This window comes from Streptomyces sp. cg36 (genome assembly GCF_041080675.1).
In the GTDB taxonomy this organism is placed as follows: Bacteria; Actinomycetota; Actinomycetes; order Streptomycetales; family Streptomycetaceae; genus Streptomyces.
The window spans coordinates 1,600,144-1,615,159 of the sequence record NZ_CP163520.1; the positions used below are offsets into that span (position 1 = coordinate 1,600,144).

11 protein-coding genes are annotated in these 15,016 nt (G+C 74.1%); 2 read left to right on the forward strand and 9 right to left on the reverse strand.

What is annotated here, in order from left to right; genetic code table 11:
- Positions 1–2 precede the first annotated feature (2 nt).
- On the forward strand, positions 3–3,398 hold the full coding sequence (locus AB5J87_RS07140; protein WP_369375193.1) for an SAV_2336 N-terminal domain-related protein: 3,396 nt from the start codon (positions 3–5) through the stop codon (positions 3,396–3,398).
- Between the two features lie 72 nt (positions 3,399–3,470).
- On the opposite strand, the gene AB5J87_RS07145 is transcribed toward AB5J87_RS07140, so the two are convergent.
- From AB5J87_RS07145 to AB5J87_RS07165, 5 genes are all read right to left on the reverse strand, one after another.
- A complete protein-coding gene (locus tag AB5J87_RS07145) occupies positions 3,471–3,971 on the reverse strand; it encodes a methylated-DNA--[protein]-cysteine S-methyltransferase (protein WP_369375195.1) in 501 nt (166 codons plus the stop codon).
- 11 nt (positions 3,972–3,982) lie between these two features.
- Entirely contained in the window at positions 3,983–5,452 is a 1,470-nt protein-coding gene (locus tag AB5J87_RS07150; protein WP_369383393.1) for an AlkA N-terminal domain-containing protein, read from the reverse strand.
- Positions 5,453–5,705: 253 nt separating this feature from the next.
- Entirely contained in the window at positions 5,706–6,221 is a 516-nt protein-coding gene (locus AB5J87_RS07155) for an O-acetyl-ADP-ribose deacetylase (protein ID WP_369383396.1), read from the reverse strand.
- Between the two features lie 47 nt (positions 6,222–6,268).
- On the reverse strand, positions 6,269–7,693 hold the full coding sequence (locus AB5J87_RS07160) for a phytoene desaturase family protein (RefSeq protein ID WP_369375197.1): 1,425 nt from the start codon (positions 7,691–7,693) through the stop codon (positions 6,269–6,271).
- 399 nt (positions 7,694–8,092) lie between these two features.
- Positions 8,093–8,929, reverse strand: a complete 837-nt coding sequence (locus AB5J87_RS07165; protein WP_369375199.1) for an inositol monophosphatase — start codon at positions 8,927–8,929, stop codon at positions 8,093–8,095.
- 156 nt (positions 8,930–9,085) lie between these two features.
- On the opposite strand from AB5J87_RS07165, the gene AB5J87_RS07170 reads away from it, so the two are divergent.
- Positions 9,086–10,141: a biotin/lipoate A/B protein ligase family protein gene (locus tag AB5J87_RS07170; protein WP_369375201.1), complete on the forward strand. Its 1,056-nt coding sequence runs from the start codon at positions 9,086–9,088 to the stop codon at positions 10,139–10,141.
- 129 nt (positions 10,142–10,270) lie between these two features.
- Here AB5J87_RS07170 and AB5J87_RS07175 read toward each other — a convergent pair whose 3' ends face one another.
- From AB5J87_RS07175 to AB5J87_RS07190, 4 genes are all read right to left on the reverse strand, one after another.
- The gene (locus AB5J87_RS07175; RefSeq protein WP_369375203.1) at positions 10,271–11,269 is read right to left on the reverse strand and encodes a TIGR03842 family LLM class F420-dependent oxidoreductase; all 999 of its coding nucleotides are present in this window, start codon (positions 11,267–11,269) and stop codon (positions 10,271–10,273) included.
- Between the two features lie 16 nt (positions 11,270–11,285).
- On the reverse strand, positions 11,286–12,692 hold the full coding sequence (gene hydA, locus AB5J87_RS07180; RefSeq protein WP_369375204.1) for a dihydropyrimidinase: 1,407 nt from the start codon (positions 12,690–12,692) through the stop codon (positions 11,286–11,288).
- A gap of 175 nt (positions 12,693–12,867) precedes the next feature.
- Positions 12,868–14,151 (reverse strand): aspartate aminotransferase family protein, encoded by a 1,284-nt coding sequence (locus AB5J87_RS07185; protein WP_369375206.1) that lies wholly within the window; start codon positions 14,149–14,151, stop codon positions 12,868–12,870.
- A complete protein-coding gene (locus tag AB5J87_RS07190; RefSeq protein WP_369375208.1) occupies positions 14,148–14,990 on the reverse strand; it encodes a nitrilase-related carbon-nitrogen hydrolase in 843 nt (280 codons plus the stop codon). The genes AB5J87_RS07185 and AB5J87_RS07190 overlap by 4 nt, the downstream gene beginning before the upstream one ends.
- Between the last annotated feature and the right edge of the window lie 26 nt (positions 14,991–15,016).

Sequence of the window (15,016 nt, forward strand, 5' to 3'; positions counted from 1 at the left end):
GCGTGCCGCGCGCCGACCCCTCCGACGCCCTCACCCGGTTCGCCGCCGCGGTCGGGGACGAGCTCTCCACCCATGAGCTCCTGGACACGCTGTGGCTGGCGGCCCGGCTGCCCGCGGGCGCGTCCGCCCCGCTGGCGAGCGCCCTGGCCCCGGACCGTGCGCAGCGGCCCGTGGAGGAGCCGTGGGGCGGGGACGGCGCGGCCCCCCGGGACCCGGCGGCGCCGTCCGGCGGGGCACGCGGGGACGGCCCGGAGCGCGGCGAGGGCTCCCAGCCGCCGCTGCCCAGCCAGCTCCTGGGCGCGCTGCACGCCGCCGCCGCCTCGCGCAGCGCCCCCGAGTTCTCCGACGCCCCCGCCGCCCCGCCCCGCCCGGCGCGCGGGACCGGGGCGATGCCGGTGCGGGTGCCGGAGGAGAAGGCGCTGGGCGACGGCGAACTGCGGCTGAGCCGGGCGCTGCGGCTGCTGAAGCAGCCCCATGTCGACGCGTACTCCTGGGAGTTCGACGACACCGCGACGGCCTCGGCGATGGCCGAGAGCGGACTGCCCGACGTGGTGATGCGGCCGGCCCGCCGGCGCTGGCTCGATCTCACCCTGCTCATCGACGACGGCCTGTCGATGCTGCTGTGGCGCCGGCTCGCCACCGAACTGCGGTCCGTCTTCGAGCGGTTGGGGGCGTTCCGGGACGTCCGGGTGCACGGCCTGGACACCCGTACGACCGCCGCGCCCTCGCTGCGGGCGCGCCCCTTCGACTCCGGGCTGCCGCCGCTCTCGCCCGCCTCGGCCGCCGACCCCTCGGGCCGCACCCTGGTCCTGGTGATCAGCGACGGGGTGGGGGCCTGCTGGCGGGACGGCCGGATGCACACCACCCTCCAGCGCTGGGCCCGGCAGGGTCCCACGGCCGTGCTGCACGCGCTGCCCGCGCACATGTGGGACGGCTCCGGCATCCGCTGCGAGCAGTGGTCGGTGACCACCCGGCGGCGCGGCGCGGCCAACCGCAGCTGGGAGGTGACCGATCCGCTGCTGCCGCCCGGCCTCGGCGTCGCCTTCCCCGGTGTGCCCGTACCCGTACTGGAGCCGGATCCCTCGGCGGTCTCCGCGTGGGCGCGGCTGGTGGCCTCGCCCGGGGCCAGCGCCGAACTGCCGCTGCTGGCACCGGCGGGCACCCCGGGGCCCCGGGGCCGGGCCGGGACGCGGGGGCCGGACGTGCCGGACGCGGTGCTGCGGTTCCGGGACGCCGCCTCCCCGGGGGCCTACCGGCTGGCCGCGCACCTCGCCGCGATCTCGCCGCTGACGGTGCCGGTGATGCGGCTGGTGCAGGCGTCCGTGCCGTGGCGCTCGGACACCGCGCACCTGGCCGAGGTGTTCCTGGGCGGGCTGATGCGCCAGGCCGACCCGGCCGAGGACCGGCTGCCCGCCCAGCACCGCCGGTTCGGCTTCCTCGACGGCGTCCAGGAGATCCTGCTCGACACCGCCTCCCCGATCGACCTGCTGCGCACCACCCGCGCGGTGACCGAGCGCCTGGCCACCCTGGTGGGCCGCTCCCCCGACTTCCCGGCCTGGCTCGCCCACCCGTCGGGCACCGGTGAACTCCTGCCCGGCACCCGGCCGTTCGCCTGGCTGGAGGACCGGCTGCTGACCCATCTGGGGGCGCGGCCGATGGTGGTGCTGCGCCCGCCGCTGCCCGCCGCCGAGTACGAGGACACCCGGCTGCCGTCGGTCCTGGAGGCGGCCCCCTCCTGGCAGCCGCTGCAGATGCTGGACCTGCGCGCGCTCGGCCCGTACACCCTGCGGATGCGCGACGAGGCGGGCGGCAAGGCCGTCGCCTACATCGGCGAGGACATCGACGGCGAGCAGGTGCTGCTCAGGATCGCCCGCTCGCCCGACTCCCCCACCGCGCGCGAGCTCCTGGACACCGAGCGGCGGGCCCTGCGCCGGATGGACGGGGTGTACGCGCCCGCCGTGGTCGCCAGCGACCTCGACGAGGCCACCTCCACCCCGTGGATCGCCCTGCGCTTCACCCCGCTCAGCACCGGACTGCCCGCGCCGACCCTGCGGGCCGTGCTGCACGCGGCCGGGCCGCTGCGGGACTCGCCGCTGCTGGCGTGGCTGGGCTGGAGCCTGGCCCGCGCGGTGGCCCGCTGCCACGCCAAGGGCCTGGTGCACGGCGCCCTGACGCCGGGCACGGTGCTGGTCACCGAGCGGACCCTGCACATCATCAGCTGGACCTCGGTACGGATCGACGGGGCCTCCAGCGCCTCGCTGCTCACCGTGCCGCCCAGCTCGCCCTACCGGGCGCCCGAGGTGACGTCGTGGGGCGAGTCGCGGATCACGGCCGGTGACGTCTACTCGATCGGGGCGATCCTGCTGCACGCCGTGACGGGGCGGCACTGGCGCCGCTACCAGTTCGAACTGCTCGCCCACGACCCGGAGTTCCGCCGTCTGGACGAGAGCCTGCGGGAGCTGCTGCTGCGCGCGGTGGAGGAGGAGCCGGAGGCCCGGCCGACCGCCCGCGAGCTCGCCGAGGCGTTCGGCGCGCTGCTGCCGATGCCGGTGGAGGAGTGGGAGGACGAGACGGCGGACGAGACGGCGGACGAACCGGCCGAGGATCCGGCGGAGGACCGCGCCGAGTGGATCCGTACGATCCGGGCGCCGCTCGCGCGTCCGCTGCGGATCGCCGTGGTCGGCGTCAAGGACCGGGCCGGGTGCACCACCACCGCCACGGTCCTGGGCGCGGTCCTCGCCGAGCAGCGCCAGGAGCCGGTGCTGGCCATCGACACCGACCGGCACGCGGGCACCCACATCCACCTCGCCCGGCGCGTCTACCGCGCCACCGAGGCCCGGCTGACCGAACTGGCCAGGTCAGGACAGGACATCGGGGACTTCGACGACCTGCGGATGTTCCTCTCCCAGCACCGCTCCGGCCTGATGGTGCTGGCCAATGACTCGGTGACCCATCCGCCGTCGGCCGACCAGTTCACCGACGGCCAGTTCCGCCAGGTCGTGGAGGTGACCGAGCCGTACTTCCCGGTGACGATCGCCGACACCGACAAGTTCCCGCAGGGCGTCCTGGAACTCGCCAACCGCGTGGTGATCGTCTCCCGCGCCGACCCGGCCGGGGTGACCCAGGCCCAGCGGGCCGTGGACCGCCTGGTGGCGATGGGCCGGCCGGGTCTGGTGTCGGACGCCGTGCTGGTCCTCAACCACAGCCGCCCGGCGGCCGGCTGGGCGCTGGACGCGGCGACCCTGCGGGGGCTCGGATCGCGGCTGCGGGGCGTGGTCATGGTGCCGCGCGACGGCCATCTGACGACGGGCAGTGCGGTCGAACTGTCCTGGCTGGCCCGGGAGACGTACACGGCGTATCTCCGGCTGGCGGCGATGCTGCTGCCCGACGGGCTCTGAGGTTGACGGCTCCTCGGCGGCGCGGACCTCGGGCCGCCGCGCGCCGCCAACCGCCCATCAAGGACGGGCTGTTCAGAACAGCGCCTGCTCCCCCGTGCCGCGCTCGAACGCCAGCAGGCGCTGCTTGCGGTCGAGGCCGCCGCCGTAGCCGGTGAGGCTGCCGGAGGCGCCGATCACCCGGTGGCAGGGGACGATGATCCCGACCGGGTTCTTGCCGTTGGCGAGCCCGACGGCGCGGGAGGCGCCGGGGTTGCCGAGGGCCTCGGCGAGTTCCCCGTAGGAGCGCGTCTCGCCGAACGGGATCCGGCACAGCTGCTCCCAGACGGCGCGCTGGAACTCGGTGCCCCGCAGGTCCAACTCCAGGTCGAACGAGGTGAGTTCGCCCGCGAAGTACGCGTCGAGCTGGCGGATCACCTCCGGGAACGGGCCGCCGTCGTCCCGTTCCCCGAAGGTCGCCTCGTCCGGCCGGTGCCGCTGCCCCTCCATGTGCAGGCGGCTCAGGACGCCGTCCTCGGCCACCAGGGTGAGCGGGCCGTACGGGCTGTCGGTGACGGTGTGCGTGGTGGTGGTCATCGTGAACGTCCTCATACGGGGAGGTGGTTGATGGGGTGGTCGTCGGTGGCCCACAGATACTGCACCGCGTAGGCCCGCCAGGGCCGCCAGGCCGCGGCGCTCGCGGTGAGGGCGGCCGGGGACGAGGGCAGCCCGAGCGCCGCCGCCGCGCGCCGCACCCCCAGGTCGGAGGGGAGGAAGGCGTCCGGGTCGCCGAGCGCCCGCATCGCGATCACCTCCACGGTCCACGGTCCGAAGCCGGGAAGCGCGAGCAGCTGGGCCCGCACCCGGTCCCAGTCGCTGTCCAGGCCGAGGCTCAGCGAACCGTCGGCCAGGGCGCCGACCAGGGTGATCAGGGTGGTGCGGCGGCTGCGCGGCAGGGCCAGCGTCTCCGGGTCGAGCGCCGCCAGCGCCCGTGAGGTGGGGAAGAGATGGGTCAGCCCGCCCCCGGGGTCCGCCACCGGCTCGCCGTGCGCCCGCACCAGCCGGGCCGCGTGGGTGCGGGCGGCGGCCGTCGACACCTGCTGGCCGAGCACCGCCCGTACGGCGAACTCCGCCGCGTCGACCGTACGCGGCACCCGGCGTCCGGGGGCCTTGTCGACCAGCGGGGCGAGCAGCGGGTCGGCGCGCAGCCGGTCGTCCACGGCGACGGGGTCGGCGTCCAGGTCCAGCATCCAGCGGCAGCGGCTGATGGCGATGGTGAGGTCGCGCAGATCGGTGAGCGAGAGCAGACACCCGATGTGGTCGGGGTTCGGGGTGAGTTCGACGATGCCGTGCCCGTACGGGAGGGACAGCGTGCGGCGGTACGCGCCGCCCCGCCACTCCTCCACGCCCGGCACCGCCGTCGCGGCCAGGTGCCCGAAGAGGTTGTCCGGGTTGAGCGGGGCCCGGTGGGGCAGCCGCAGGGCGATCGTGCCGGGGGTCTGGCGGGCGATGCCGCCGGCGGCCCGGGCGCGCAGCTCGGTCGGGGCGAGCGCGAAGACCTCGCGGACCGTCTCGTTGAAGGTCCGCACCGAGGAGAACCCCGCCGCGAACGCCACGTCCGCCATCGCCAGCGCGGTGGTCTCGATCAGGATCCGGGCGGTCTGGGCACGCTGGGCGCGGGCCAGGGCGAGGGGCCCCGCGCCGAGCTCGGCCAGCAGCTGGCGCTCGATCTGGCGGGCGCTGTACCCGAGCCGCGCGGCGAGCCCGGGCACGCCCTCGCGGTCCACGACGCCGTCCCGGATGAGCCGCATGGCGCGGGCGACGGAGTCGGCGCGCGCGTTCCACTCCGGCGAGCCGGGGGTGGTGTCCGGGCGGCACCGCTTGCAGGCCCGGAACCCGGCCTGCTGGCAGGCGGCGGCGCTCGGGTAGAAGGTCATGTTCTCGACCTTGGGCGGCACGGCGGGGCAACTGGGCCGGCAGTAGATCCGGGTGGTGAGCACGGCCGTGAAGAACCACCCGTCGAACCGGGCGTCCTTGGACTGAACGGCCCGGACACACCGCTCGGTGTCGGCGTGCATGGCCGCGGGGGCGGGGGCGCTGTCGGCTGGACTCATGGACCCAGGATCGTCGACGAGGAGGGGCGTCGCTGGCAGAAATCCGACATCAACCTGGGGGCGGCCTGGGGGGCGGGGGGCCACTGAGGCAGGTCTGCCCCTGGGGGGCGGGGGGCCGCTGAGGCAGGTCTGCCCGCCTGCGGGCCCACGAGAGCCGGTCGCCCCCGGGCCGGTCAGGGGCCCGGGGAACGGAACGGGGCGACCCGCACCCCGTGAGTCACGCCCTCGCCGTCGCCGCCGCAAACGCCCCGTACGCCGCCTCGTCGAACAGCACGAACCGCACCTCTTCGACGGGGGCCACCGCAGCCTCCCGTACGGCCCGCACGGCCACCCGTGCCCCGTCCTCGACGGGCCACCGGTACACCCCCGTGGAGATCGCCGGGAACGCCACGCTCCGGGCCCCCAGCTCCCCCGCCACCCGCAGCGACTCCCGGTAGCACGAGGCGAGCAGCTCGGAGCGGTCCTCGTCGGGCTGCCAGACCGGCCCGACGGTGTGGATCACCCACCGGGCGTCGAGGCGGCCCGCCGTGGTGGCGACGGCCCGGCCGACCGGCAGCCCCTTGCCGTAGTGGGAGGCCCGCAGCCGCCGGCAGTCGGCGAGGATCTCCGGGCCGCCCCGCCGGTGGATCGCCCCGTCCACCCCTCCCCCGCCCAGCAGCGACGAGTTCGCCGCGTTCACGATCGCGTCCACGCTCTGCTCGGTGATGTCGCCCCGGACCAGCACGATCGGCACGGACCCCGCCGCTGCCCCGCTCGTACCGCGCTCCCCGCGGCCCCCGCTCACTTCGCGTCCGCCTTCCGCAGCGCCCGCCACACGGCCTTGGCCGCGTTGTGCCCGGACATCCCGTGGACCCCCGGTCCCGGCGGGGTCGCGGACGAGCACAGGAACACCGACGGGTGCCGTGTGGTGTACGGGAACAGCGACAGCGTGGGGCGCAGCAGCAGTTGCAGCCCGCGCGCCGCGCCGCACGCGATGTCCCCGCCCACATAGTTCGCGTTGTGCGCGGCGAGCTGCGGCGGCCCGGCGGTGGCGCGCGCGAGGACGCGGTCGCGGAAGCCGGGCGCGAACCGTTCGATCTGCCGCTCCACGGCGTCGGTGAGATCCCCGTCCCACCCGTTGGGCACGTGCCCGTACGCCCAGAACACGTGCTTGCCCTCGGGCGCCCGCGACGGGTCGACGAGGCTGGGCTGGGCGGTGATCAGGAACGGCTTCTCGGGCGCGGTCCCGCCGGACGCCTCGCTCAGCGCCGCGCCGATCTCCGCGCTGGACGGCCCGATCTGCACCGTCCCGGCCCGGCGCGGCTCGGCCGCCGTCCACGGCACGGGCCCGTCCAGCGCGTAGTCGATCTTGAAGACGGAGGCGCCGTAGCGGTACCCCTGGTACGCCCGCCCCAGACCCGCGATCCGGGCGAGCGCCGTCGGCGAGGTGTCGAAGACGTACGCACGCGCGGGCGGCAGGTCGTCGAGGCGCTTCACCTCGAAGCCGGTGTGGACGACGCCGCCGCAGTCGCGCAGATACGCCGTCAGCGCGTCCGCGATCGACTGCGAGCCGCCGCGCGGCATCGGCCAGCCGTTGGCGTGCGCGGCGAGCGCGAAGACGAGGCCGACGGCGGAGGTCGCGATCCCGTTCAGCGGGGCGATGACATGGCCGACGAGCCCGGCGATCAGCGCGCGCGCCCGGTCGTCCCGGAAGCGGCGCATCATCCAGCTGTACGGCGGCAGTCCGTCGAGGCCGAAGCGGGCGAGGCCGACCGGGTCGCGGGGCAGGGCGGTCAGGGGCAGCGACATGAAGTCGCGTGCCAGCACGTCCCACTTGCCGAGGTGGGGCGCGACCAGCCGGCGGTAGGTGCCCGCGTCGCGGGGCCCGAACGAGGCGGCGGTCTCGGCGACCGAGCGGGCGAGCACGGCCGCCGTGCCGTCGTCGAACGGGTGCGCCATGGGCAGCTCGGGGTGGAGCCACTCCAGTCCGTACCGCTCCAGCGGCATCGCGCGGAAGGCCGGGGATCCGACGCCCAGCGGGTGCACGGCCGAGCAGGGGTCGTGGCGGAAGCCCGGCAGGGTGAGCTCCTCGGTCCGGGCACCGCCGCCGACGGTGTCCTTGGCCTCGAAGACCTCGACGCGCAGACCGCGCCTGGCCAGTTCGACCGCGGCGGTCAGTCCGTTGGGCCCCGCCCCCACGACGACGGCATCCAGCATCGACGGCACCTTGGACTCCTCACGCCCTTGTGGCCAAGGCACCCAGCATATTCCGGCCCACCCGGGATCCGGCCCGGGGTGGCCGCCGTCGCGCCCCGTACGGCGGCCAAGCCGGGACGCGCCCGCGGCCCGGCGGGCGCGGTGCACGGCTGACCGACACCCGACGGGCCAGCGCCCGGCAAACCAGTGCGCTACCAACCCACGCCCGGCGAACCGACGCCCGGCCAACCGGCACCCCGGCGGACCAGTGCCCCGGCCAACCGGCACTCGACCAACCGGCGCGCGGCGAACTAAAGCCCGGCCAACCGGCGCGCGGCAATCCACGCCCACCGGCCCGGCACCCGGCCAATCGGTGCGCGCCGGACCACCGCCCGGCCAACCGGCACCCAGCGGCCCCGCCCAACGGCCTCACTCCCCCGCCAGCAACCCCCGCACCCGCTCGGCCGTCGCCGCGTCCCGGGCCGCCGTGAACGGCAGTGCGTTGCCGCCGGTTATCCGGAAGGGCTCGTTCGTGAGCGTCGTGTGCGCGCCGCCCGCCTCGGCCACCAGCAGCAGGCCCGCCGCGTGGTCCCAGGCCAGCTCCCACGAGAAGGCGACCGCGTCGAGCTCGCCGCGCGCCACCGCCAGGTACTCCAGACCGGCCGAGCCGCACGGGCGCGGGCGCACCCCCTCGGCGCGCAGCCCTAGCAGGGCCCGCTTCTGGTCGCCCGTGGTGTAGTCCGGGTGGGAGGTGGCGACTTCGAGCTCCGCGCCCGGCCGGGGCGAACCCGCCTGCAGCGGCTCGCCGTTGAGCGTGGCTCCCCGGCCGCGGACCGCCACCGCCATCTCGTCGAGCGCCGGTGCGTACGTCCACGACGCCAGGATCTCGCCGTGCCGGGCGAGCGCGACCAGGGTGCAGAAGCCCTCCTCGCCGCGCACGAACTGGCGGGTGCCGTCGACCGGGTCGACGATCCACACCGGGGCGTCGCCGCCCAGCGCCTCGTACACCGCCGGGTCGGCGGAGACCGCCTCCTCGCCGACGACGACCGAGCCCGGCAGCAGCGCGGGCAGTGCCCCGGTCAGGAACTCCTCGGCCCGGCGGTCGGCGACCGTCACCAGGTCGTGCGGGCCGCTCTTCTCCAGGACCTCGTGCGTGGCCAGCTGACGGAAGCGCGGCATGATTTCGACGGCCGCCGCCTTGCGGACCGCCTCGTCGACGTCGGACGACCGGTCTTCCAGAAATGCTGCGAGAGTTCCTTCGATCATGCGTCCAGCAAAACACGCCCCACTGACAATCTGCGAACGTGAGCCAAACCCCGGGCGTCATCGAGGTGACGTCGGCGCACGGCCCCGGCCCCGGACCGCCGGAATGTCCGACCCGGCCCCTACCGTTGACCTTCCGGAACGGACGGAGGAGCAGCGGTGCACGGTGAGTACAAGGTCCCGGGCGGCAAGCTCGTGGTGGTGGACCTCGACGTCGAGGACGGCGCACTGAGCGGTGTGCGGGTGGCGGGCGACTTCTTCCTGGAGCCCGACGAGGCGATCCTGGCGATCAACGCCGCGCTGGAGGGCGCCCCAGCCGACACCGACGCCCCGGGGCTCGCGGCCCGGATCGAGGCGGCGCTGCCGCCGGGCACGACGATGTACGGACTGACGTCGGAGGGCGTCGGCGTCGCGGTCCGCCGCGCGCTGGCCCACGCCACCGACTGGACCGACTACGACTGGCAGCTGATCCACGACGGTCCGCAGTCGCCCGCGCTGCACATGGCGCTGGACGAGGTGATCACCGCCGAGGTGGCGGCCGGGCGGCGCCCGCCGACGCTGCGCGTGTGGGAGTGGGGCGCGCCCGCCGTGGTCATCGGCAGCTTCCAGTCCCTGCGCAACGAGGTCGACCCGGAGGGCGCCGAGCGCCACGGGATGACGGTGGTGCGCCGGGTCTCGGGCGGCGGCGCCATGTTCATCGAGCCCGGCAACACCATCACGTACTCGCTGTCCGTGCCCGACTCCCTGGTCTCGGGGCTCTCCTTCGCCGACTCGTACGCGTATCTGGACGACTGGGTGCTGGGCGCGCTCGGCGACATGGGCGTGAAAGCCTGGTACCAGCCGCTCAACGACATCGCCACGGAGGCGGGGAAGATCGCGGGCGCCGCCCAGAAGCGGGTCGTCGCGGACGGCGGCGCGGTGCTGCACCACGTGACGATGGCCTACGACATCGACGCCGACAAGATGCTGGAGGTGCTGCGCATCGGCCGCGAGAAGCTCTCCGACAAGGGCACCAAGAGCGCCAAGAAGCGCGTCGACCCGCTCCGCCGCCAGACCGGGCTGCCCCGCGAGGCGGTCATCGACCGCATGATCGCCTCCTTCCGCGAGCGGTACGGCCTGGCCCGGGGCGAGGTCACCGACGAGGAGATGGCCCGCGCCCGCGAGCTGGCCGAGACGAAGTTCTCCAGTGCGGAGTGGACCGCGCGGGTGCCGTAGCGCGCCCCGGGGCGGCTTCCCGGCGGCCGGGCCACGGGCCGGGGAGGACTCACCCGGCCGGTCCCGGGAACGGGGGCTCCCTGGGGTGGGGCCGGGGCGCCCGGGGAACTCCGGGCGCCCGTGGAGCGTTCAGCTCAGCGCCGGGATCACCCGCTCCCCGTACGCGTCGATGACCGCCTCGCGCGCGTCGTGCATCGCGTACACCGCGAACTGGTCGACGCCCAGCTCCCGCAGTGCCTTCAGCTTCTCGATGTGTGCCTCGGCCGGGCCCAGCAGGCAGAAGCGGTCGACGATCTCGTCGGGCACGAAGGCGGTGTCCGGGTTGCCGGTGCGGCCGTGGTGGCTGTAGTCGTAGCCTTGGCGCGCCTTGATGTACTCGGTGAGCGCCTCCGGGACCAGGCCCGAGTGCTCGCCGTACCGCTCGACCAGGTCGGCCACGTGGTTGCCGACCATCCCGCCGAACCAGCGGCACTGTTCGCGCGCGTGGCCGAGGTCGTCGCCGACGTACGCGGGGGCGGCGACGCAGATCGTCACCGAGGCGGGGTCGCGGCCCGCGTCGGAGGCGGCCGTGCGGACCGCCTTGACCATCCACTCGGTGAGGAACGGGTCGGCGAGCTGGAGGATGAAGCCGTCGGCCTTGGCGCCGGCCAGCGCCAGCGCCTTCGGTCCGTACGCGGCCATCCAGACGGGCAGCCTGCCGTCCTTGACCCAGGGCAGCTTCAGCGGCCGGCCGTCGACCTCGGCCTCCCGGCCCTCGGCCAGGTCACGGATGACACCGATGGCCTCCCCGAGCCGGGCGAGGGTGTTGGGCTTGCGTCCGGCGACCCGCATCGCCGAGTCGCCCCGGCCGATGCCGCACACGGTGCGGTTGCCGTACATGTCGTTGAGGGTGGCGAAGGTGGAGGCGGTGACCTCCCAGGTCCTGGTGCCGGGGTTGGTGACCATCGGGCCGACCCGCAGGTGCTGGGTGTGCTCCAGGATGCGGCTGTAGATGACGAAGGGCTCCTGCCAGAGCACCGCCGAGTCGAAGGTCCAGCCGTAGCGGAAGCCCTGGCGTTCCGCGCGTCGCATCAGGCCGACGACGGCCGAGGCAGGGGGGTCGGTCTGCAGGACGAGTCCGAAGTCCATGTGGTGCTGCTCCTGGTCACTGGCCGAGGTACTGGGAGGTGCCGCGCGGGGTGTAGACGCCGTGTCCGGCGCGCCCGGTGAACTGCCGCTCGTGGACGACGAGTTCACCGCGGGAGAGGACCGTCTCCACCCGTCCGGTGATCCGCCTGCCCTCGTACGCCGAGTAGTCCACGTTCATGTGGTGGGTCTCGGCGGAGATGGTCTGCTCGGCGCGCGGATCGTAGATGACCACATCGGCGTCGGCGCCCGGCGCGATGGTGCCCTTCTTCGGGTAGAGCCCGAACATCCGGGCCGGACTGGCGCAGGCGATGTCGATCCAGCGGCGCCGGGTGAGGTGGCCGTCGAGCACGGCCTGATGGAGCAGGTCCATCCGGTTCTCCACGCCCGGCAGCCCGTTGGGGATCTTGGAGAAGTCGCCCCGGCCGAGCTCCTTCTGCCCGGCGAAGCAGAACGGGCAGTGGTCGGTGGAGACCACCTGGAGGTCGTTGGTGCGCAGGCCCCGCCAGAGCGCGGCCTGGTGCTCCTTGGGCCGCAGCGGGGTGGAGCAGACGTACTTGGCGCCCTCGAAGCCGGGCTCGGCCAGGTTGTCGGTGGAGAGGAAGAGGTACTGCGGACAGGTCTCGCCGAAGACCGGAAGTCCCTTGTCGCGGGCGGCGGCCAGCTCCGCGACCGCCTCCTCGGCGGAGACGTGGACCACGTACAGCGGCGCCCCGGCGACCCGGGCGAGCTGGATCGCGCGATGGGTGGCCTCGGCTTCGAGCAGCGCGCGGCGCACCTCGCCGTGGTGGCGGGGGTCGGTGCGGCCGGCGGCGAGCGCCTGCTCGACGAGGACGTCGATGGCGATGCCGTTCTCGGCGTGCATCATGATCAGTCCGCCGTTGGCGGCGCCGCGCTGCATGGCCCGCAGGATCTGGCCGTCGTCGCTGTAGAAGACGCCCGGGTAGGCCATGAACAGCTTGAAGGAGGTGATGCCCTCCTCCACCAGGAGGTCCATCTCCTTGAGCGAGTGCTCGTTCACATCGGAGAGGATCATGTGGAAGGCGTAGTCGACGGCGCACTGGCCGTCCGCCTTGGCGTACCAGGCGTCCAGGCCCTCGCGCAGGGCGTGCCCCGGCGACTGGACGGCGAAGTCCACGATGGTGGTGGTGCCGCCCCAGGCCGCGGCCCGGGTGCCGGTCTCGAAGGTGTCGGAGGCGAAGGTCCCGCCGAAGGGGAGCTCCATGTGGGTGTGGGCGTCGACTCCGCCCGGGATGACGTACTTGTCGCTCGCGTCGATCGTCCGCTCGGCGCTCCAGCTCCGCGCCGTGTCGCAGCCGTGCGCGGCGAGGGCGGCGATCCGGCCGTCCTCGATCAGTACGTCGGCGTGGACCTCGTCGGCCGCGGTGATCACCAGACCGCCGCGGATCAGTGTGCGGGTACTCATGGGGTGGTCCCTTCGTGCACGACGCGCTCCGCTCGGGGGCGCGGTTGTCCGGCTGCGGGCCGTCGTCGGGCGGGCGCGCGGGCGCCCGCGCGCCTTGGACCCGCCCCTGCGGGGGCGCTCACCTCGCCGGCCCCCGCCCCTGCGGCGGGGCCGCCGCGCCCCGGCCCGTCGGCCCTCAAGCGCTGCGGCGCAGGGCTCGTTCCAGGATGGCCGCGCCTTCCTCCGCCTCGGCGACGGTGAGGGTGAGCGGCGGGGCGATCCGCAGCACGCTGGTGCTGTGGCCGCCGCCCTTGCCGATGAGCAGACCGCCCTCGCGGGCCGCCTCCAGGACCGCCGCCGCGGCTTCGGGATGGGCTTCGTCGGTGCCCGGCTTCACCAGTTCGATGCCGGCCATCAGCCCCCGCCCGCGCACCTCGCGTACGAGGGGGAGCTGGGCGCCGACGGCCCGCAGCCGCTCGATGAGCAGTCCGCCGACCCGGCGGGCGTTGCCCTGGAGGTCGTGCTCCAGCAGGTACGAGAGGTTGGCGAGACCGGCCGCCATGGTGACCGGGGAGCCGCCGAAGGTCGAAATGGAGTTGGCGTCCAGGCAGTTCATGACGTGGGCGCTCGCCACCACGCCGCCGATCGACATGCCGTTGCCGATGCCCTTGGCGAAGGTGAGGATGTCCGGCGGGCCGTTGCGGTCGTGCGCCTGCCAGCCCCAGAAGTGGTCGCCGGTGCGGCCCCAGCCGGTCTGCACCTCGTCGCTGATCCACAGGATCCCGTGCCGGTCGAGGACTTCGCGGAAGGCCGCGTAGAGCCCGTCGGGCGGCGAGGTGAAGCCGCCGACGCCCTGGACGGGTTCGGCGATCAGCGCGGCGACGTCGCGGGTGTGGCCCAGCAGATCTTCGAGGTCGGCGACGCAGGCCGCGATGAACTGACGGTCACTCAACTCCGCGTAGGGGCCCCGGGTGCGGACGCCGCCGTGCACGTACAGCGTCTGGAGCGGCGAGAGGCTGGTCGGGGACCAGGAGTGGTTGCCGGTGATGCCGACCGCGCTGAACGAGCGGCCGTGGTAGCTGTTGCGCATCGCCAGGATCTGGTTGGAGCCGCGGTGGGCGGTGGCGAGCAGCAGCGCGGTGTCGTTGGCCTCGGTGCCCGAGGTGGTGAAGAAGACGCGGGCGTCGGGGATGCCGGAGAGGGTGGCGATCCGCTCGGCGAGCTCCACCATCGGGCGGTTGAGGTAGAGCGTGGAGGAGTGGATGATCCGCCCGGCCTGCTCGGCGACGGCCTTGGTGACCTCGGGCAGGGCGTGCGCGGTCATGGTGGTGAGGATGCCGCCGAAGAAGTCGAGGTAGCGGTTGCCCGCGGAGTCCCAGACGTGCCGGCCCTCGCCGTGGGTGATCTCGATGGGGTGGCGGTAGTAGAGCGCCAGCCACTCGGGCAGGACCGCTCGGTGCCGGTCGAAGAGAGCGGTCACGGCTGCACCAGCCCCTGGTAGGCGTCCGGGCGCCGGTCGCGGTAGAACGCCCACTGCTGGCGCACCTCGTCGATGAGGCCGAAGTCGAGGTCGCGGACCAGGAGTTCCTCCTCCTTGTCACTGGCGACCTCGCCGACGAACTGGCCGCGCGGGTCCACGAAGTAGCTGGTGCCGTAGAAGTCGTTGTCGCCGTACTCCTCGCGGCCGACGCGGTTGATGGCGGCGACGAAGTACTCGTTGGCGACGGCCGAGGCGGGCTGTTCCAGCTGCCAGAGGTGGGCCGAAAGACCGCGCGAGGTGGCGGACGGGTTGTAGACGAGCTGGGCGCCGCCCAGTCCCAACTGCCGCCAGCCTTCCGGGAAGTGACGGTCGTAACAGATGTAGACGCCGACTTTGCCCACGGCGGTGTCGAAGACCGGCCATCCCAGGTTGCCCGGTTTGAAGTAGTACTTCTCCCAGAAACCCTTCACCTGGGGGATGTGGTGCTTGCGGTACTTGCCGAGATAGCTGCCGTCGGCGTCGATGACGGCCGCGGTGTTGTAGTAGAAGCCGGAGCCCTCGATCTCGAAGACGGGGACGACGACCACCATCCCGGTCTCGCGCGCGAGCTCCCGCATCCGCCGCACGGTCGGCCCGTCCGGCACCGGCTCCGCCCACCGGTAGTGCTCGGCCTCCTGCACCTGGCAGAAGTACGGGGCGTTGAAGACCTCCTGGAATCCAATGATCTTCGCCCCCTGCCGGGCGGCCTCACGGGCGTGTTCCTCATGTTTGGCGATCATGGATTCGGTATCGCCGGTCCAGGTGGCCTGGACCAGTGCGGCGCGGACGACATCGGCCATGAGCTGCTCCTTAAACGGGCCGTCAG

Excerpts from the sequence above, each read along its gene's own strand:
- AB5J87_RS07145 (WP_369375195.1), bottom strand. The coding sequence starts at position 3,971 with ATGACCACCACCACGCACACCGTCACCGACAGCCCGTACGGCCCGCTC.
- AB5J87_RS07150 (WP_369383393.1), bottom strand. The coding sequence starts at position 5,452 with ATGCACGCCGACACCGAGCGGTGTGTCCGGGCCGTTCAGTCCAAGGAC.
- AB5J87_RS07165 (WP_369375199.1), bottom strand. The coding sequence starts at position 8,929 with ATGATCGAAGGAACTCTCGCAGCATTTCTGGAAGACCGGTCGTCCGAC.
- AB5J87_RS07175 (WP_369375203.1), bottom strand. The coding sequence starts at position 11,269 with ATGGACTTCGGACTCGTCCTGCAGACCGACCCCCCTGCCTCGGCCGTC.
- hydA (WP_369375204.1), bottom strand. The coding sequence starts at position 12,692 with ATGAGTACCCGCACACTGATCCGCGGCGGTCTGGTGATCACCGCGGCC.
- AB5J87_RS07190 (WP_369375208.1), bottom strand. The coding sequence starts at position 14,990 with ATGGCCGATGTCGTCCGCGCCGCACTGGTCCAGGCCACCTGGACCGGC.